Source organism: Alcaligenes sp. SORT26 (assembly GCF_017377875.1).
Classification (GTDB): domain Bacteria; phylum Pseudomonadota; class Gammaproteobacteria; order Burkholderiales; family Burkholderiaceae_B; genus Alcaligenes; species Alcaligenes parafaecalis.
Genome location: NZ_CP070975.1, coordinates 3,221,642 through 3,239,044, shown reverse-complemented (window position 1 = coordinate 3,239,044; position 17,403 = coordinate 3,221,642). Strand labels below are relative to the sequence as shown.

Annotated in this window: 17 protein-coding genes; 11 read left to right on the top strand and 6 right to left on the bottom strand. The window is 57.7% G+C overall.

Annotated elements, in window-relative coordinates:
* Positions 1 to 80: 80 nt before the first annotated feature.
* From JYG33_RS14765 to JYG33_RS14730, 8 genes are all read left to right on the top strand, one after another.
* A complete protein-coding gene (locus tag JYG33_RS14765; RefSeq protein WP_009460118.1) occupies positions 81 to 980 on the top strand; it encodes a LysR family transcriptional regulator in 900 nt (299 codons plus the stop codon).
* A 98-nt stretch (positions 981 to 1,078) separates the two neighbouring features.
* Positions 1,079 to 1,882, top strand: a complete 804-nt coding sequence (locus JYG33_RS14760; RefSeq protein WP_207872951.1) for a putative hydro-lyase — start codon at positions 1,079 to 1,081, stop codon at positions 1,880 to 1,882.
* Positions 1,883 to 1,998: 116 nt separating this feature from the next.
* Positions 1,999 to 3,045, top strand: coding sequence for a TRAP transporter substrate-binding protein (locus tag JYG33_RS14755; protein WP_207872949.1), 1,047 nt, complete (start codon positions 1,999 to 2,001; stop codon positions 3,043 to 3,045).
* Positions 3,046 to 3,175: 130 nt separating this feature from the next.
* Entirely contained in the window at positions 3,176 to 3,796 is a 621-nt protein-coding gene (locus JYG33_RS14750; RefSeq protein WP_207872947.1) for a TRAP transporter small permease, read from the top strand.
* A complete protein-coding gene (locus JYG33_RS14745; RefSeq protein WP_207872945.1) occupies positions 3,793 to 5,076 on the top strand; it encodes a TRAP transporter large permease in 1,284 nt (427 codons plus the stop codon). The genes JYG33_RS14750 and JYG33_RS14745 overlap by 4 nt, the downstream gene beginning before the upstream one ends.
* A gap of 32 nt (positions 5,077 to 5,108) precedes the next feature.
* Positions 5,109 to 5,792, top strand: a complete 684-nt coding sequence (locus JYG33_RS14740; protein ID WP_207872943.1) for a DUF2848 domain-containing protein — start codon at positions 5,109 to 5,111, stop codon at positions 5,790 to 5,792.
* 42 nt (positions 5,793 to 5,834) lie between these two features.
* Entirely contained in the window at positions 5,835 to 7,190 is a 1,356-nt protein-coding gene (locus tag JYG33_RS14735; RefSeq protein WP_207872941.1) for an amidase, read from the top strand.
* A gap of 70 nt (positions 7,191 to 7,260) precedes the next feature.
* Positions 7,261 to 8,196, top strand: a complete 936-nt coding sequence (locus tag JYG33_RS14730) for a DMT family transporter (protein WP_207872940.1) — start codon at positions 7,261 to 7,263, stop codon at positions 8,194 to 8,196.
* 16 nt (positions 8,197 to 8,212) lie between these two features.
* On the opposite strand, the gene fmt is transcribed toward JYG33_RS14730, so the two are convergent.
* Together fmt and def are read right to left on the bottom strand one after the other, a co-directional pair.
* Positions 8,213 to 9,154, bottom strand: a complete 942-nt coding sequence (gene fmt, locus JYG33_RS14725) for a methionyl-tRNA formyltransferase (RefSeq protein WP_207872938.1) — start codon at positions 9,152 to 9,154, stop codon at positions 8,213 to 8,215.
* Between the two features lie 5 nt (positions 9,155 to 9,159).
* Positions 9,160 to 9,678 (bottom strand): peptide deformylase, encoded by a 519-nt coding sequence (gene def / locus JYG33_RS14720; protein ID WP_207872936.1) that lies wholly within the window; start codon positions 9,676 to 9,678, stop codon positions 9,160 to 9,162.
* A gap of 167 nt (positions 9,679 to 9,845) precedes the next feature.
* On the opposite strand from def, the gene dprA reads away from it, so the two are divergent.
* The 3 genes from dprA (at position 9,846) to JYG33_RS14705 (ending at position 12,493) form a co-directional block, all read left to right on the top strand.
* Complete coding sequence (gene dprA / locus JYG33_RS14715; RefSeq protein WP_207872934.1) at positions 9,846 to 11,000, top strand: DNA-processing protein DprA; 1,155 nt, start codon at positions 9,846 to 9,848, stop codon at positions 10,998 to 11,000.
* Positions 11,001 to 11,105: 105 nt separating this feature from the next.
* A complete protein-coding gene (locus JYG33_RS14710; protein WP_207872932.1) occupies positions 11,106 to 12,026 on the top strand; it encodes a hydroxymethylglutaryl-CoA lyase in 921 nt (306 codons plus the stop codon).
* Complete coding sequence (locus JYG33_RS14705; RefSeq protein ID WP_207872930.1) at positions 12,026 to 12,493, top strand: hypothetical protein; 468 nt, start codon at positions 12,026 to 12,028, stop codon at positions 12,491 to 12,493. Before JYG33_RS14710 ends, JYG33_RS14705 begins: the two co-directional genes overlap by 1 nt.
* Positions 12,494 to 12,629: 136 nt before the next feature.
* Here JYG33_RS14705 and JYG33_RS14700 read toward each other — a convergent pair whose 3' ends face one another.
* The 4 genes from JYG33_RS14700 to JYG33_RS14685 form a co-directional block, all read right to left on the bottom strand.
* Positions 12,630 to 13,646, bottom strand: coding sequence for an amino acid ABC transporter substrate-binding protein (locus tag JYG33_RS14700; RefSeq protein ID WP_207872928.1), 1,017 nt, complete (start codon positions 13,644 to 13,646; stop codon positions 12,630 to 12,632).
* Positions 13,647 to 13,736: 90 nt separating this feature from the next.
* Positions 13,737 to 15,017: an AMP-binding protein gene (locus JYG33_RS14695; protein WP_207872926.1), complete on the bottom strand. Its 1,281-nt coding sequence runs from the start codon at positions 15,015 to 15,017 to the stop codon at positions 13,737 to 13,739.
* Positions 15,018 to 15,178: 161 nt separating this feature from the next.
* A complete protein-coding gene (locus JYG33_RS14690) occupies positions 15,179 to 16,012 on the bottom strand; it encodes an ABC transporter ATP-binding protein (protein WP_207872924.1) in 834 nt (277 codons plus the stop codon).
* A 50-nt stretch (positions 16,013 to 16,062) separates the two neighbouring features.
* Positions 16,063 to 17,382 carry an ABC transporter substrate-binding protein gene (locus JYG33_RS14685; RefSeq protein WP_207872922.1) on the bottom strand — a complete coding sequence of 440 codons (1,320 nt, stop codon included), beginning with the start codon at positions 17,380 to 17,382 and terminating at the stop codon, positions 16,063 to 16,065.
* Between the last annotated feature and the right edge of the window lie 21 nt (positions 17,383 to 17,403).

The following is a 17,403-nucleotide window of genomic DNA, read 5'->3' as shown; positions in this document are numbered from 1 at the left end:
CGAAAAATATCCGTCTGCTCTCGCTCTGCGCCTCAAGAGCCATCAGGCATAATAAGACTGCCTATTTTCTGGACCGGAACATGATTGATCTCAAACAGATCGAAGCCTTTGTATGGGTTGCCGAGCTTGGCGGTTTCCGGGCGGCTGCCGAAAAACTCAACACAACCCAACCGTCTATCTCTCAGCGCATCGCTGGGCTGGAATCCAGCCTGGAGCTGCGCTTGTTTGATCGGGGCGCCCGGGGCATCAAACTGACCGACAAAGGTCAGGAGCTCCTGTCGCACGCCCAGCGCATGCTGGACTTGCGCACCGAGATGCTGCGCGCAGCCAAAGAGCAGAATGCCATTCGCGGACTGCTGCGTTTGGGCGTGGCTGAAACCATCGTGCAAACCTGGTTGCATGAACTGATCGACAAGCTGCATCAGGAATACCCGGCCTTGGTGATCGAGATCCATGTCGACACCACCAGCGTGCTGCGTCAGCAACTGGCCAGCTTCCAGATTGATATGGCCATGATTGTGGGCGTAGGCCAAGACCCTAAAGAACAATGCATTCGACTTTGTGCTTATCAGTTAGGCTGGGTCGCCAGCCCGGAATTGAAGCTGCACGGGCGAAAAGTCAGTGTTTCAGAGCTAGGGGTTTACCCTGTAATCACCTACCCTTCCGGTAGCGTTCCTTACCTGGCCACACGCGAAGCCTTGCTGCGTGCTGGCGTCAAATCCCCACGTATTTTTGGCAGTGCATCGCTAAGCACTATTGTGCAAATGACACGTCATGCCATGGGTCCCAGCGTGCTGGCTCCCGAGGTCATAAAAGACGAGCTTTCCGAGGGAAAACTGCGTCTTTTGAAGGTGGATCAGCCTTTGCCTGCCATCGAATTTTTTGCCTGTTGGATGGACTCGCCGGACAGCCATATTGCCCGAGTCGTTGCCAATCACGCGCAAGAAATCGCGCAACAATACGTGCAGTCCGATAAGTAATCCTTATGGCCTAGGATTCAAACATACGATTGGACACACATTATCTGATCGGTTGCAATCCGAGGCTGTGATCAACCCCCTTTGTGCGAGTGGTCATCATGAACCTGCAAACCCTGCCTGTGCTGGCGCCCGAGGCTGAAAAATGCCGCGAGCTGATCCGTCAAGAAACCCATACTGGTCCTACCGCAGGACTGGCCGCAGGCTATGTGCAGGCCAACCTGATGATTCTGCCTAAAGACTGGGCCGATGAGTTCTTGCTGTTTTGTCAGCGCAACCCCAAACCCTGCCCTTTATTGGCAGTGACGGAACCCGGCCAATTTCAGGTTCCCACCCTGGGTGGCTCGATTGATCTGCGCACGGACTTCCCTCGTTACCGTGTCTGGCAGAACGGCGAGCTCAGCGCTGAGCCTCTGAGCATTGAAGATGTCTGGCGCGATGATCTGGTGTCCTTTCTGATTGGCTGCTCCTTCTCCTTTGAAGAAGCGCTGCTGGCCGACGGAATTGATGTGCGCCATATCAGTGCAGGGGTGAATGTGCCCATGTATCGCAGTTCGATCCAGACCCAGGGCACGCAGCGTTTGTCTGGCCCTCTGGTGGTATCGATGCGCCCCATGCGTGCCGCTGATGCCATCCGTGCGATTCAGATCACCTCGCGCTTTCCGTCCGTGCACGGTGCCCCGGTTCATATCGGCGACCCGTCCCTGATCGGAATCAGCGATCTGCAACACCCCGACTATGGCGATGCAGTGCCAGTCGGCCCCGACGAATTACCCGTTTTCTGGGCTTGCGGCGTTACCCCTCAAGCCGTCGCCGCCCAGGCCAAGCCGCAGTTTTGTATCACGCATGCCCCTGGCCATATGTTGATTACGGACCTGCCCAACACACGGCTGGCCGCGCTGTAAGCAAGTTTTGACCGGCACAAAAACCGGTCACCCCTTTGGTTTCAATATGCAGCTCCCTGCCAACCAGGGAGCGCAATCTATCAACCATACCGCTGGACCGCTATTAGGAGCACCTTATGAAAAAAATCGTACTGACCTCCCTGGCTTTAGGCTCCCTGGCCCTGGGCTCTGCCACGATGGCCCAGGAGCTGCCCAAGACTTCCCTGAAAGTTGTCGGTGGCTTGAGCAACCTGACTGCCTACCAGAACACAGAGCAGCCCTTCTGGGCCAAGAAAGTGCCTGAGCTGTCCGGTGGCCAGATCACCGCTGATATCAAGGGCTTTAACGACATGGGCCTGAAAGGTCCTGAAATCATGCGCTTGATCGGTCAAGGCGTGATTCCTTTTGGTACAGCAACGCTGGCCTACTTCGCCAGCGACAACTCCATTAACGAAGCCATCGACCTGGCTGGCCTGGCTCCCGATATCGAAGTGGCCAAGAAGCTGACCGAAGCCTTCACCCCTGCTTACGAGCAGTTCTACGCCAAGAACAACGTCAAGGTACTGGGTTTCTCCACCTACCCTGCCCAGGTTCTGTTTTGCAACGGCAACTTCAACGGCCTGAGCGATCTGAAAGGCAAGAAAGTGCGTACCAGCAGCCGTACACAGGCTGAATTCGTTCAGGCTCTGGGCGGCAACAGCGTAACCATCCCATTTGGTGAAGTGGTTCCTGCACTGCAAAACGGTGTGGTCGATTGCGCCATTACCGGCTCCATGTCCGGCTACTCGGCCAAGTGGTACGAAGTCAGCTCCAGCCTGTACGAAATGCCCATCAACTGGAACCAGCAGATTCACGCTGCCAACCTGGGCAACTGGAACAAGCTTGATCCTAAGGTACAAGAGTTCCTGGCCAGCAACATCAAGACCATGACCGAAGACATCTGGGCCGCTGCCGCCAAGGAAACGCAGGAAGGTTATGACTGCAACACCGGCGCTGACGCTTGCACCCAGCCTCTGAAAGGCAAGATGACTCTGGTCAAGCCTACCGACGCTGACCGTGAGCTGCTGAAAAAAGTCATGAGCGAAACCGTGGTGCCCAAGTGGGCCGAGCGTAGCTCCGCTGACACCGTGGCTGCCTTTAACGCCAGCCTGAGCCCGATCCTGGGTTTTGAAGCCAAGAAGTAATCTGACTTGATGTCACTGCCAACCGACGCTACCCCTCGCGTTGGTTGGCGGCCCAGCACCTGGGCCCACCCTGTCTCCAGGGCCTACTGTCCATTTATATGTTCCCTGAACCCTATACGGGTTAGACGCCATGGAAAATACCGAAAAATTCGCCATGCTTAACCGCCTGCTGGCTGGTGCTACCAATCTGTCGCGCTACGCCATCTGGTTTGCTGGCAGCCTGACCTTGCTCAGCGCTCTCTATATCACGGCCGATGTGCTGTTCCGAAAATTCAGCGGACGCTCGCTAGGCGGCTCCGATGAGTTGTCTGGCTATGCCTTTGCCATCAGCATCTCCTGGGCCTTGTCCTTTGCAACCTTGCAACGTGCCAATATCCGTATCGATGCCATCTACCAGCATCTGCCCGTGCGCCTTGCCGCCCTGTTGGACTGGATTGCCCTGGTCGCCCTGTCGGTCTTTATTGTGTATCTAACCTTGTATGCCACCAGCGTGGCAGATATCTCCTGGGTTAACCAATCCACCGCCAACACGGCGATGGGCACACCCTTGTGGATTCCCCAGTTTCTGTGGGTGGCTGGTCTGATCTGGCTGTGTATTGTCCTGGCCCTGATGCTGTTGCGCTCCAGTCTGGCTCTGATTACGGGCGACCTGGCCGGTATTCAGTCCCTGTGCGGTATCCGTAGCACCCAGGAAGAAGCCTCTGAAGAAGCCGAGGCTGGCAAACGCATGGTGCAAGGAGACGCCAAATGATTACCACCGCACTGACTCTCTTGCTCGTTCTGATTGGGCTGAGCATTCCCGTGGGCGCTGCTCTGGGTGTTTTGGGCCTGATTCTGGACCCGCTGTATTCCATGCTGCCGCTGACCGGCGCATTGGGTGAAATTTCCTGGGGCACCAGCAACGAATTCCTGCTGGTCGCTATTCCTCTGTTCATCATGCTGGGCGAGATTTTGCTGCGCTCCGGTATGGCTGAACGCATGTACAACGCCATGAGCCTGTGGCTGTCCTGGCTGCCCGGTGGCCTGATGCACGCCAATATCGGTGCCAGCGCCCTGTTTGCTGCCACCTCCGGCTCCAGCGTCGCCACCGCCGCTACCGTGGGCACCGTGGCCCTGCCGCAGATCAAGAAGCAAGGCTATAACGAGCCTCTGTTCCTGGGTAGTCTGGCCGCTGGTGGCACCTTGGGCATTCTGATTCCGCCTTCGATCAACCTGGTGATCTACGGCGTGCTGACCAATACCTCCGTACCCAAGCTGTATCTGGCGGGCATCATCCCCGGTCTGGGCATGGCCTTGCTGTTCATGCTGGCCATCGCGGCCGCCTGCATGGTCAAACCCAAATGGGGCGGCGCCAAAATCCGTGCCTCCTGGGGCCAGCGTTTTGCCAGCCTGGTGCATCTGGTTCCTCCTCTGGGCATCTTCCTGCTGGTCGTGGGTTCGATTTACGCCGGTATTGCCACCCCAACCGAAGCCGCTGCATTGGGAGTCGTGGGTGCGTTGATCCTGGCCGCTTTCTCGGGTCGCATGAGCTGGAACATGATCAAAGAAGTGCTGGAAGGCACCATGAAAGCCACCGCCATGATCATGCTGATCGTGATCGGTTCCGCTTTCCTGAACTTTGTGATGGCCGCTACTGGCCTGACCAATGCGCTGACCGATGCCATTACTGGCCTGGGCGTCTCGCCCATGGTCATGCTGCTGATCATCGTGGTGTTCTATCTGGTGCTGGGCTGCTTCATGGAAACCTTGTCCATGATGATCACCACCATCCCGATCGTGGCTCCCATCATGATTGCCCTGGGCTTTGACCCGGTCTGGCTGGGTATCGCCATCATTATTCTGGTGGAAGTGGCCCTGATCACTCCGCCTGTTGGTCTGAACCTGTTTGTGGTTCAAAGCCTGCGCAAGAGCGGCAGCATGAACGACGTCATGATCGGCAGCCTGCCTTTTGTGATCATGCTGCTGGCAATGGTAGGCCTGTTGGCTATCTTCCCGGATCTGGCTTTGTGGTTGCCACGCCTGTTCGGTTAATCCAATCTGTCTTTGAGTAAACGAGTACTGCTATGCGTTTGACTTTTGAACTGGCCCAGGCCACCCATACTGAAATCATCGAAGCTGATTTGCAGCACTGCATCGTGGCTGGCTGGGCTGGCCGCGATCTGGCTGCCATCGAGCATCACATTGAAGAACTGGCCGAGCTGGGCGTGCCCCGCCCAAGCTCGGTGCCGCTGTACTACCGCATCGCCGCCAACCAGATGATCCAGGATGCAGACATCCAGGTCGTTGGTGCAGGTTCCTCCGGTGAAACCGAAGTGTTTGTGTTCAACCACCAGGGTCGCCTGCTGGTCAGCCTGGCCTCGGACCACACCGATCGCGTTCTGGAAGCGCACAGCGTAGCCTTGTCCAAGCAGATCTGCGCCAAGCCTGTTGCTCGCGAAGCCTGGTTGTTCAGCGACGTGGCCGAGTACTGGGACGAGCTGATCATCCGCGCCTACATTCAGGAAGACGGCAAAGAAGTTCTGTATCAAGACGGTCCTTTGTCCACCCTGAAGAACCCGCTGGAACTGATCGAAGGCTACTTCCAGTCCGCCACCATGCCTGAAGGCTTCGGCATGACCTGCGGCACCGTGGGTGCCATCGGTGGCATTCGCCCAGCCGCCCAGTTCACCATGGAGTTGTATGACCCCCGCCGCGAACGCAGCATCCGTCATACCTACGTGGCTGAAGTCCTGCCTGAAGTAGCCTAAACTGGCTCCGCCCGCCCCACCCATTTAATTTGTGAGTGACCCATGCTAGCGACTATTACCGAACTGCAACGTGCTCTTGATCGTGGCGAAACCACCTCGGTCGAACTGACCCAGCAAGCTCTGGATCGTATCCAGGACGAAAGCCGTGACGGCGCTGCCGCCTTCATCGAGGTGTTTGCTGAACAGGCTCTGGCTGCGGCCAAGGCCTCCGACATTTTGCGCGCAGCCGGTTTGAGCCGCTCGCTGGTGGAAGGTCTGCCCATGTCGGTCAAGAACCTGCATGACATCGCAGGCTATGTCACTTTGGGTGGGTCGGCGGTATTGAAAGATGCTGAACCAGCCGAGCAGCACGCCACGATTGTGGAGCGTCTGCTGCGCGCCGGAGCCATCCTGATTGGCTCCACCAACATGACCGAATTTGCCTTTTCCGGTCTGGGTATCAATCCCCATTACGGCACACCGCGCTCTGTCTGGGATCGCGACAACGCCCGGATCCCCGGCGGTTCGTCCTCCGGTGCCGGGGTCGCGGTTGCCCAGGGCATGTCGGTGTTCTCCATTGGTACTGATACAGGTGGCTCCATCCGTATCCCTTCGGCCTTTAACGGTCTGACCGGTTTCAAACCCACTGCGGAGCGCGTCCCCAGCGAAGGCACCATGCCTTTGTCGCGCAGCCTGGACTCCAATGGTCCGCTGGCCGCTTCTGTCGAATGCTGCGCCATTGTCGATTCCATCCTGACCGACCAGCCTTACGTACCCGTGGCAACGCCTGCCCTGGATACCCTGCGTCTGGCCGTGCCTAAAACCTTTGTCTTTGATGGCATCGATGAGACCGTACGTGCGGCCTTTGACCGTGCCATCGCACTGCTGCGCGAACAAGGCGCGGTAGTCGAAGAGATCAATCTGCCCGAATTTGACCAACTGCCACAGATCAACCGCAAAGGCGGCTTTGTCTGCGCCGAAGCCTGGTCCGTGCACCGCGACACCCTGCAAAGCAAGGGCGACGAATACGATCCACGCGTGGCCTCCCGCATTCTGCGCGGTAAGGACATCGACTGCGCCGACTACATCGAGCTGCAAGACACACGCCAGGCTTGGATCAGCGCCGTGGAAAGCCGTCTGGAACGCTACGACGCCGTACTGATGCCTACCGTGCCTGTGGTCGCTCCTCGCATTGCCGATCTGAAGGCATCGGACGAGGTCTACTTCGCCACCAACGGCCTGGTGTTGCGTAACCCTACCCTGATCAACTTCCTGGACGGCTGCGCCCTGTCGCTGCCTTGCCATGCGGTTGATGAAGCCCCTGTGGGCCTGATGGTAGCGGCGCCTGCCTACCACGACGAACACCTCTTGGCAGTAGGTTCAGCAATCGAACGGGTATTGCCCCTGCACAAACGCTAATCCGGTAAGATTTACGTTCGATACAGGACGGCCATCCGGCCGTCCTTGTGCTTTTCGTCAGGAGCCTGTCATGAGCACACCCCAACCCTCCTCCTTGCCCCAGACCATGACACCAACGGTCTTTCCCTTGGCGGGGGTGCTCATTCTGATTCTGTCTTCCTGGGCCCTATCGGGTCTGGATGCCAGTGGCAAATGGATCATGGGCTTTGGCGTGCCGCTACTGGTGATGTGCTGGTTTCGCTATGTCGTCCACCTGGGACTGGTTCTGGCTCTGGTCTTGCCAGTAAAGGGTCGCAAGATCCTGCGTAGCTCCCGCCCCAAAGCACAGATTCTGCGTGGCACAGTGATGATGCTGTCCACCTTCTCGTTTTTCAACACCTTGAGCTATCTGCCTCAAGCCGAAGCCACCTCCATCAACTTTCTGGCCCCTTTGCTGGTGCTGTCTGTCGCCCCCTGGATCCTGAAAGAGCCACCACGCATGAGCCGCTGGGTGGCCGCTGGTGTCGGCTTTCTGGGCGTGCTGATCATCATTCGGCCTACCGCTGGCCTGCACCCGATAGGGGTGCTGTTTGGTTTGATGACCGCCTGTCTGTTCGCCACGCAATTTATCGCAACACGTCGCGTGGCCGTAGACAACTCCCTGACAACACTGATCTGGAGCGGGGCCGTAGGCAGCATCTGCCTGACCATTGCTCTGCCCTTTCTGCTGCCCGCCGCCCTGCCAGCTCTGAAAGAGCTGAGCTTTTTTCAATGGTTGATTCTGATTTCGACCGGCTTGTGGGGCTGTCTGGGCCATCTGCTGCAAATCCAGGCCTATCAACGCGCCTCGGCGTCTTTGCTGGCACCCTTCGTCTACCTGCAGATCGTGGCAGCGGCCGCACTGGGCTGGCTGATCTGGGGGCAGTTCCCCGATATGTTCACCTGGATCGGGATTGCCGTGGTGTGTACCAGCGGCATTGTGATTGGCGCTCTGGAGTGGCGACGCCAGCGCACTGCTGGCGTCTGAACCCGCTTGGCAAGACTTAGCGCGACTGCCAGCCCTGCACAAACACCGCAACGGGCTGGCGCTTGGAACCGGCTTTTTGCAGTTCCAGCAAACGCAGCACACCTTCACCGCAAGCCACATCAATACCTTGAGCACTGACGTTCAGAACCTGTCCAGGTTCTGCGGAATGCTTCTGCTCTACCGCCTGGGCGCGCCAGACCTTCACAGGCTGGTCCAAACCGGGCAAGGACAGGGTGGAACCTGGCACCGGGTCAAACGCGCGAATACGGCGCTCCAGCTCCTTGGCTGGCTGGCTCAAATCCAGCACCGATTCCGCCTTGGACAATTTCTCGGCATAAGTCACGCCTTCTTCTGGCTGAGGAACCGCTTGCAGCGTGCCATCGCGTAATTTCTGCAAGGCTTCCAGCAAAGCTTGTGCACCCAGTTCTGCCAAATCATCATGCAATGTTGCAGCGCTGTGATCATCACGAATCGCCAATTCACTGCGCACCAGCATATCGCCGGTATCCAGACCCTCATCCATCTGCATGATGGTGATGCCGGTAGCCGCATCGCCTGCCTGAATCGCACGCTGAATCGGTGCCGCACCGCGCCAGCGGGGCAACAAACTAGCATGGATATTGAAGCAACCGTAACGCGGCAGCTCCAAGGTCCACTTAGGCAAAATCAGGCCGTAAGCAGCCACCACCATCAAGTCCGGCTGCAAATCCAGCAAGGTCTGACGGGCCTGAGCAGCTTCTTCGGGGTACTTGCCGTCCAGTCGCAGACTATGTGGCTGCAGGACCGGAATATTGGCGTTCAATGCCGCTTGCTTGACGGGACTAGGGCTGAGCTTCATGCCACGACCGGCAGGGCGGTCTGGCTGCGTCATAACCAAAGGAACATCAAAGCCCTGCGCTAACAGGGCTTCCAGGGCGATACGGGCAAAATCCGGAGTACCGGCAAAAACAATACGCATGGCGACTACTGCCCTGCCTTCAATGCTTCACGCTGCTGCTTGCGCAGACGGCTACGAATACGTTCACGTTTGAGCACGGACAGGTATTCCACAAACACCTTGCCGTCCAGGTGATCCAGCTCGTGCTGAACACACACGGCCAGCAGGCCATCGGCTTCTTTCTCGTACCACTCGCCTTTTTCGTTCTGAGCCTTGAAACGGATATTGGCAGCGCGCTCGACCTTGTCGTAGGTATCGGGAACGGACAGACAGCCTTCTTCGTAAACCTTCAGCTCTTCGCTTTTCCAGGTGATTTCAGGGTTGATCAGTACCAGCAATTCCTTGCCGCTTTCCGACACGTCAATCACGACAACACGCTCGTGCACATCCACCTGGGTCGCGGCCAAGCCTACGCCGGGCGCGTCATACATGGTCTCGGCCATATCCTTGACCAGTTTGCGAATACGGTCGTCGACCTCCTGCACGGGTTTGGCAACCGTGTGCAGACGTGGGTCAGGAAATTTAAGGATAGGAAGCAAAGCCATTGTCATGTCCGAAGAAAAAGCGATAAGTCGATATAATAAAACAAGTTTCAGGGCGGCACCCGATTGCCCCGGCACCACACGAAGCCCTAGCAAAAAAATGGCCTTCACCCTGGATAAAACAGTCCAGGCCAAACAGAACAATTATCGGTTTCGTGCCACACTGCCTTATGCCTGATCATTTTAGCTCGGATGAAATCTCGAAAGAATTGCGTGCCTGGCTGCGTCTGTCGCTTGAGTCAGAGCTTGCGCCCGCCCAGGCCCGGCAATTGCTGGCAGCCTGCGGATTGCCGCCGCAAATCTATCAAAGCTCGGTGCAAGCCTTGTCACGGCACATTCCTGGAGAGCTGGCCGTACAGCTAAGCCAGGAGCCACTGGACGAACTGCAGGCACAAATCGAGCAAGCCATAGCGTGGCTCAAGCAGCCCGGCCATCATATTGTGACGCTGGCCGACCCCACCTATCCCGCGGCACTGCTGGACCTGCACGATGCACCGCTACTGCTCTATGCCAATGGCAATCTGGGCGCTCTGCAGCACAAGGGTCTGGCAATTGTGGGCGCACGCAATGCCACCCAATCCGGCCAGGAAACCGCCACGGACTTCGCCGCCACGCTGGCGTCCAAAGGCTGGTGCATTATCAGCGGACTGGCCAGTGGTATTGATCAGGCAGCGCATAAAGGAGCCTTGAAAGCAGGACCAGAATCAGCGGGCACGATTGCTGTAATGGGGACGGGACTGGATCTGGTCTACCCGGCAGCGCACCGCGACCTGGCGCACCAGATCAGTGATCACGGGCTGCTGCTCAGCGAGTTCCCCTTAGGCACTCGCGCCATGCCGCATCACTTCCCACGCCGTAACCGCATTGTGGCGGCCCTGGCAAAAGGAGTGCTGGTGGTTGAGGCCGCAAAACAAAGCGGCTCCCTGATTACGGCTCGTCTGGCTGGCGAGTTGGGACGCGAAGTCTTTGCCATTCCTGGTTCTATTCACTCTCCCTTGGCGCGCGGCTGCCATGCCCTGATTCGCCAGGGCGCCAAACTGGTGGAAAGCGCCCAGGACATTCTGGACGAGCTGGGCAATGTACAAACCACCTTCAGTCTGGACACCAACGGCCAGCCCACGCCCCAGCGTGCCCTCTATGAGGCCTTGCCAGAAGAACTTCGCCCTATTCTGGAGCGTATCGACTTTGCTCCCCTAACCCCGGAGCAACTGATGCGACGTACAGGCTTGCTGGCAACCGAACTGCCTGCGGTCCTGGCAGAGCTGGAGTTGGCAGGCTGCATCGAGCCTCTGGCAGACGGACGATTTCAACGCTTGAAGCCTTAAGGGCCATAGGGCAGTTCCTAGGACGCCAGCCCTGCCTTCAAGAGGTATCATGACGAATACGTAAGGGCCTTAAGGCCCAAGCCATTTCTCCCTTCAGGAAACGTCATGTCATACCCATCGCGCGTCAAGATTGTGGAGGTCGGCCCTCGGGACGGCCTGCAAAACGAAAAAGAATTTATTCCCACCGATATCAAAGTCGAACTGGTCAACCGTTTGTCCAATGCGGGCTTTGCAAACGTGGAAGCGGCTTCCTTTGTCTCGCCCAAATGGGTGCCACAAATGGCGGACGGCGCAGAGGTGATGGGTGCCATTGATCGCCGCCCCGGCACTATCTATTCAGTCCTGACACCGAATATGCGTGGTTTTGAAGGGGCTCTGGCTGCCAAGGCAGACGAAGTAGTCATCTTCGCCGCCGCCAGCGAGGCCTTTTCGCAGCGCAATATCAACTGCAGCATCGAAGAGTCGCTGGAGCGCTTTGCCCCTGTTGCACAAGCGGCCAAAGAAGCCGGTCTGCGCCTGCGTGGCTCCATTAGCTGTGCCTTTGGTTGCCCCTACGAAGGCGCAGTAGCCCCCTCCAATGTGCTGAAAGTAGGCAAACGCCTGATCGAACTGGGCTGTGACGAGATCGACGTGGCCGACACCATCGGTGTGGGCACAGCTCGCCAGGTCTACGAGGTCATGCGCATGGTGACCGAGCATATTGACCCGGTCCACGTGTCCGGCCACTTCCACGACACTTATGGCCAGGCCATCGCCAATATCGTGGCCTCCATGCAGGCGGGTATTCATATTTTCCACAGTTCCGTGGCCGGTCTGGGCGGCTGCCCCTACGCCAAGGGAGCAACCGGCAACGTCGCCACCGAAGACGTGCTCTTCCTGATGCAAGGCCTGGATATTGAAACCGGCATTGATCTGAACGCCGTGGTGGACACGGGCCAGTGGATTTCGGCTCACCTGAAGCGCAAATCAGCCAGCAATGCCAGTAACGCCCTGGCCGCCCGCAAGCAAGGGGCCGCCGCGTGTTGATGAGCCAAGCCCCCTCGAAAGAGGAAATCGATGCCATGTTGAAAGATCTGGGCTCGCTTCCCATCCAGGGCCGCTCCTGGCCCAAATGGGTGGCAGCCGGTGCCTGGATTGTGTTGGCCCTGATCGGTGTACGTTTCGCCCTGGTGGCCAGTTCCCCGCAAGGCGCAGCCATCAGCCCTGTGCTGGCAGGCTGTCTGGTCTTGCTGTTTACTGGCCTGATCCTGATCGCCTGGCATATGTGGCACGGCATCACCACCATTGATCAGAACGGCATACGCCAGAACTGGATCATGAAGCGGGAAGTGCAATGGCAAGACATCCACTTTGCCAAGTTCGTGCCCCTGTTCAACTCCAAGCGCCTGATCTGCTTTACCCGGCGCGGACGACCTGTGATTTTTCAGGGTGCCACGCAGGATCTGCAAGTGGCCTTTGCCAAGATTTCGCTGGTGTTACGGCGCAAGAACTAAGTCTCCAGGTTTGCCCCGTACGGCTTGGCCTATTGGGGCAAAGAACAAATCAGATTCATGGCCCTCGAATCTAGCAGCCAATAAAAAAGCAGCTCCCAAAGGAGCTGCTTTTTGCATATCGCGAATCCTGAAAAGATTAACGAATAGGCAGACCGTAGATCAGGCCGCCGTCGATCCACAGGGCGTTCAGGCCGCGTTCGATTTGCAGTGGGCTGCCTTTACCGACGTTGCGGTCAAAGGACTCGCCGTAGTTACCGACTTGCTTGATGATGTTGTAGGCCCATTTTTCATCCAGGCCCAGATTTTTACCGGCACCGGGCGTCACGCCCAGCAGACGCTGAATGTTGGGGTTGTTGCTCTTGAGCTTCTCGTCCACGTTAGCCGCCGTCACGCCCAGTTCCTCGGCGTTGAAGCTGGCCTGAATGGACCATTTCACAATGTTCAGCCAAGCATCGTCGCCCTGACGAACGAATGGGCCCAGTGGCTCTTTGGAAATGATTTCAGGCAGCACCAGGTAGTCGTCCGGATTTTCCATTTTGGAGATACGAATCGAAGCCAGGCCCGATGCATCGGTGGAGAACACGTCACAGCGGCCCGCCACAAACGCGTTAACCACTTCGTTGAACTGTTCGATGACCACAGGTTTGTACTCAACCTTGTTGGCACGAGCCCAGTCAGCCATGGTGTTTTCGTTGGACGTGCCGGTCTGCATACAAACCGTGGCGCCGTTCAATTCCTTGGCACTGGATACGCCCAGTTTCTTGGACACCAGGAAGCCCTGGCCGTCGTAGAAGTTGATACCTGCGTGGACAGCGCCCACGGCGGTGTCACGTTGCTGGGTCACAGTGGTGTTACGGGCCAGCAAATCAATTTCACCGGACTGCAAGGCGGTAAAGCGTTGCTGCGAGTTCAAGGGCACGGCCTTGAATTTGCTGGCGTCGCCCAAGGTGGCGGCGGCTACCGAGCGACATACGTCAATATCCAGGCCAGTCCATGTGCCCTTGTCGTCAGGAGCAGAGAAGCCGGCAAAACCGGTGGTCACGCCACACAGCACATGGCCGCGCTGTTTGACATTGTCCAGGGTGGCGGCCTGGGCAGCAGGCAGGCTGGCCATCAGGGCCAAAACTACGGCAGAAACGGGCACAAAGCGCATCGGGCTCTCCTCAGAAGGTATAGGTATTGACTATTTTCCAGCATAGTACCGCAGCCCGACTGCTACTTGTGTGCATATCTACATGGCTAATTAATCGTAGCTGCGTTGGTCCTCGATGACTTTACCATCCCGAGGCAAGGCACCTGGCTCTACAAATTCCACCTGAGCACGCAGTTTGGTGATTTCCCGGATCGAGTCGGCCAAGGCACTTTCCAGACCTTCAGGCTTGGCGGTGACTTCCACCTGGAACACCATCTGGTCCTGACCGCTGGCACCCCGTACCACTAGACGTGCCTGACCCAGCTCCTTGTGACGCAAACGAATCTGCTCCACTTGTCCCGGATGGACAAACATGCCGCGTACCTTGGTTGTCTGGTCAGCACGCCCCATCCAGCCGCGAATACGCTGGTTGGTACGACCGCAAGGAGACTGACCGGGCATGACGGCGGACAAATCGCCCGTGCCAAAGCGCACCAGCGGGTAGTCGGGGTTAAAGGAGGTCACAACAACCTCACCCACCTCTCCTGGAGCGACAGGCTGACCAGTACCGGGTCGCACGATTTCCAGAATCAGGTTTTCATTGAGCACCAAGCCTTCGCGGGCCTGGGTTTCATAGGCAATCATGCCCAGATCGGCACTGCCGTAGGCCTGGTAGCCTGCCACACCGTGCTCGCTGAACCATTTTTGCAGAGATGGCGGATACGCCTCTCCCGAGAACAGGGCTTTAGTCAGACCCGGCAAGGCAATCTGCATGGACTGGGCTTTTTCCATGATGATCTTCAGAAAGCTGGGCGTACCGGTATAGCCATTGGGACGCAGGTCCGCCATGGCCTGTACTTGCTGCTCTGTCTGACCCACCCCGCCCGGAAACACCGTGCAATCCAGGGCATGGGCAGCGGTTTCCATCATGGAGCCAGCCGGGGTGAAGTGGTAGGAGAAACAGTTGAAAATCAGCTCTTCCCGACGAAATCCTGCCGCGTAGAGGGCGCGAGCAAAACCCCAATAATCCGGGCGACGGCTTTCAGGTTCGTACATGGGGCCGGGCGAGGCAAACACTTTACGTGCGGCACCCCAGCCTATGGAGGAGAAGCCCCCAAACACCGATTGCGCATAGGCCGCAGAATCTGCACCAGAACGGGCTTGTTCACGTGCTGCAAGCTGGGCTTGCAGCAGTTCACCTTTGCGAAACACAGGGATGGCCAACAGATCTTCGCGGCTGCGTACCGCGCCCAGATCCACGGACTCCAATTGCTTGGCAATGGCCGGTGCCCCTTTGGCAGCCGCTTGCAGCACCTGCGGCAGGCGGGTCATTAAATCGGCTTCGCGCTCGTCCGGTTCCAGGGTTTCGCGCTCGTCGTAATATTCGCTCATCTCTCCTCCAGTGGGATGAATTGGCATTCAAACACTCCCGCGCCCAGCCGACTTTCTGCCCGTAGACAGAGACGTGTCGATGCCAAGCTCTGCTACCACACCCCGTGTAGCCAGAAGCTGCCCAAAACTAAAAACGTCAAAAAGGGTAAGGGGTAGCGGCTTTACGCCAACCAGCGCTTGCGTCGTCGATAAAATTTATTGTCGCGAAAGCTCTTGCGCTCGCCCCCGGACACACCCAGATAGAACTCCTTGACGTCCTCGTTCTCCGCCAAGGCCTGGGAAGGTCCATCCATCATCACCCGACCGTTTTCCAGGATGTAGCCGTAGTCGGCATACTTCAGGGCCACGTTGGTGTTCTGCTCGGCCAGCAAGAAGCTGACTCGCTCGCGCTGATTCAAGTCACGCACGATCTCGAAAATCTCTTCCACCACCTGCGGGGCCAGCCCCATGGAAGGTTCATCCAGCAAAATCATGCCCGGGTCGGCCATCAGGGCACGGCCAATGGCACACATTTGCTGCTCCCCGCCCGAGGTATAGCCTGCCTGACTGGTGCGGCGCTGCTTCAAACGCGGAAAGTACTGGTACACCTTGTCCAGCTCGGCGCTTAAATCGCCGCGCGACAGGGAGCGGGTATACGCCCCGGTCAGCAAGTTTTCTTCAATACTCAAGTGCGCAAAACAGTGACGCCCTTCCATCACCTGCACCACGCCGCGCTTGACCAGATCAGCCGGTGTCAGTTGGTCGATGCGTTCACCACGCAAATGAATCTGGCCTTTGGTCACATCGCCGCGCTCGGCGCGCAGCAAGTTCGATACGGCCCGCAAGGTCGTGGTTTTACCGGCACCGTTGGCGCCCAGCAAGGCAACAATCCGCCCTTCTGGAACACGCAAGGAAACGCCCTTGAGCACCAGAATGACGTGGTTGTAAATCACTTCGATGCCATTGACGTCCAACAGCGTTGGCGTCTCATCCACTTGGCCTACGGTCTCACTCATAATCTTCCCCACGCAATGCAGTGCCCAGGGCGAACCCTGGGCGCCTGGGTTTAGCCTTCGCAGGTGCGAGGCGTAATTTTCTTCTCAGCGGCGTACTTGGCCGACATTTCTTTGACTAATGGATCAACGAAGTTCTTGTCGGACTGATACCAGTCAGATACGACTTCAAACTTGTTGCCGTCCCACTGCACAATACGTGCCCAGTCATCACCCATGTGGTTGCTGCAAGAGGTCTTGACGGGACGCATGATGCCCTCAAAGCCCAGCTCTTTCAGACGTGCTTCGTCCAGGTCCAGGTTCTCAAAGCCCCAGCGCACTTGCTCAGGCGTCATTTGCTTGCCCTTGCCAAACTTCTCTTGTGCGGTGCGAATGGCTTCTACCTGCATCATGGAGATCATCATGCCGCGGGTGTGTGCCAAGGAACCGACGTGCTTGTCGCGGTTTTCAGCCCCTTTGCCTTTGGCATGCAGATCGCGCACGGCGTCATGCACCGGGCCATCGCCAGCACTGTTGTGAATGGTGATGCCCTTGTAGCCCTTGGCGGTCTGGCCCAGATCGACCACATCGCTCTCGGACGCTGCCCACCAGATGCCATAGATCTTCTCGCGTGGGTAACCCACGGCCTGTGCTTCACGAATGGCGGTAGGCGTCATGATCCCGGCGCTCCACAGCAAGACGAAGTCAGGACGGTTTTTACGCACTTGCAGCCAGGTGGATTTTTGTTCCACACCAGGAGCGGTCACAGGGTACAGATCCAGCTTGAAGCCTTGCTCTTTGGCACGTGCCTGCAACAGGGCGATAGGTTCTTTACCGTAAGGCGAGTCGTGGTAGACCAGAGCAATGCGCTGATCTTTAAGCTTGTCCTCGCCCACTTGCTTGGCGATGTCCTGGATCATGACGTCAGCAGCGGTCCAGTAGGTGCCCAGCAGCGGGAAGTTCCACTCGAACACCGCGCCGTTAGCCGAGTGAGACAGACCGTAGCCCATGGTTTCAATGGTCACGCCATCGACAAAGGCCTTGTCAGTCAGTGCGAAGGTAATGCCTGTGGACTGGGTATCAAAGCCCGAAGCGCCCCCGTTCTTGCCTTTCATGCGCTCGTAGCACTCGACACCACGGTCGGTGGCATACGCGGTTTCACACTCCTCGTACACCAGCTTGACGCCATTGACACCGCCGTCACGTTCATTGACCAAAGCCAGATAGTCCAGCTTGCCGTCCGCCCATGGGATACCCAGTGGGGCAAAGGAGCCGGTGCGGTAGGTCAGCAGGGGAATGTACTGTTCCTCGGCTGCCAAAGCGGCTGTGCTCATGGTCAACATTGCAGCGCAAGCACTCAAGCCGAGCACAGCGCGTTTCAGTCGTGTTGTCATCTCCTGGTCCTCCGATAAGTA

What these genes read in the sequence shown, in the direction of transcription:
- JYG33_RS14750 (WP_207872947.1), top strand. Translation starts at nt 3,176, where the DNA reads ATGGAAAATACCGAAAAATTCGCCATGCTTAACCGCCTGCTGGCTGGT.
- JYG33_RS14765 (WP_009460118.1), top strand. Translation starts at nt 81, where the DNA reads ATGATTGATCTCAAACAGATCGAAGCCTTTGTATGGGTTGCCGAGCTT.
- JYG33_RS14705 (WP_207872930.1), top strand. Translation starts at nt 12,026, where the DNA reads ATGAGCCAAGCCCCCTCGAAAGAGGAAATCGATGCCATGTTGAAAGAT.
- JYG33_RS14700 (WP_207872928.1), bottom strand. Translation starts at nt 13,646, where the DNA reads ATGCGCTTTGTGCCCGTTTCTGCCGTAGTTTTGGCCCTGATGGCCAGC.
- JYG33_RS14760 (WP_207872951.1), top strand. Translation starts at nt 1,079, where the DNA reads ATGAACCTGCAAACCCTGCCTGTGCTGGCGCCCGAGGCTGAAAAATGC.
- JYG33_RS14710 (WP_207872932.1), top strand. Translation starts at nt 11,106, where the DNA reads ATGTCATACCCATCGCGCGTCAAGATTGTGGAGGTCGGCCCTCGGGAC.
- JYG33_RS14695 (WP_207872926.1), bottom strand. Translation starts at nt 15,017, where the DNA reads ATGAGCGAATATTACGACGAGCGCGAAACCCTGGAACCGGACGAGCGC.
- JYG33_RS14690 (WP_207872924.1), bottom strand. Translation starts at nt 16,012, where the DNA reads ATGAGTGAGACCGTAGGCCAAGTGGATGAGACGCCAACGCTGTTGGAC.
- JYG33_RS14740 (WP_207872943.1), top strand. Translation starts at nt 5,109, where the DNA reads ATGCGTTTGACTTTTGAACTGGCCCAGGCCACCCATACTGAAATCATC.
- JYG33_RS14730 (WP_207872940.1), top strand. Translation starts at nt 7,261, where the DNA reads ATGAGCACACCCCAACCCTCCTCCTTGCCCCAGACCATGACACCAACG.
- dprA (WP_207872934.1), top strand. Translation starts at nt 9,846, where the DNA reads ATGCCTGATCATTTTAGCTCGGATGAAATCTCGAAAGAATTGCGTGCC.
- JYG33_RS14685 (WP_207872922.1), bottom strand. Translation starts at nt 17,382, where the DNA reads ATGACAACACGACTGAAACGCGCTGTGCTCGGCTTGAGTGCTTGCGCT.
- JYG33_RS14745 (WP_207872945.1), top strand. Translation starts at nt 3,793, where the DNA reads ATGATTACCACCGCACTGACTCTCTTGCTCGTTCTGATTGGGCTGAGC.
- JYG33_RS14755 (WP_207872949.1), top strand. Translation starts at nt 1,999, where the DNA reads ATGAAAAAAATCGTACTGACCTCCCTGGCTTTAGGCTCCCTGGCCCTG.
- fmt (WP_207872938.1), bottom strand. Translation starts at nt 9,154, where the DNA reads ATGCGTATTGTTTTTGCCGGTACTCCGGATTTTGCCCGTATCGCCCTG.
- def (WP_207872936.1), bottom strand. Translation starts at nt 9,678, where the DNA reads ATGGCTTTGCTTCCTATCCTTAAATTTCCTGACCCACGTCTGCACACG.
- JYG33_RS14735 (WP_207872941.1), top strand. Translation starts at nt 5,835, where the DNA reads ATGCTAGCGACTATTACCGAACTGCAACGTGCTCTTGATCGTGGCGAA.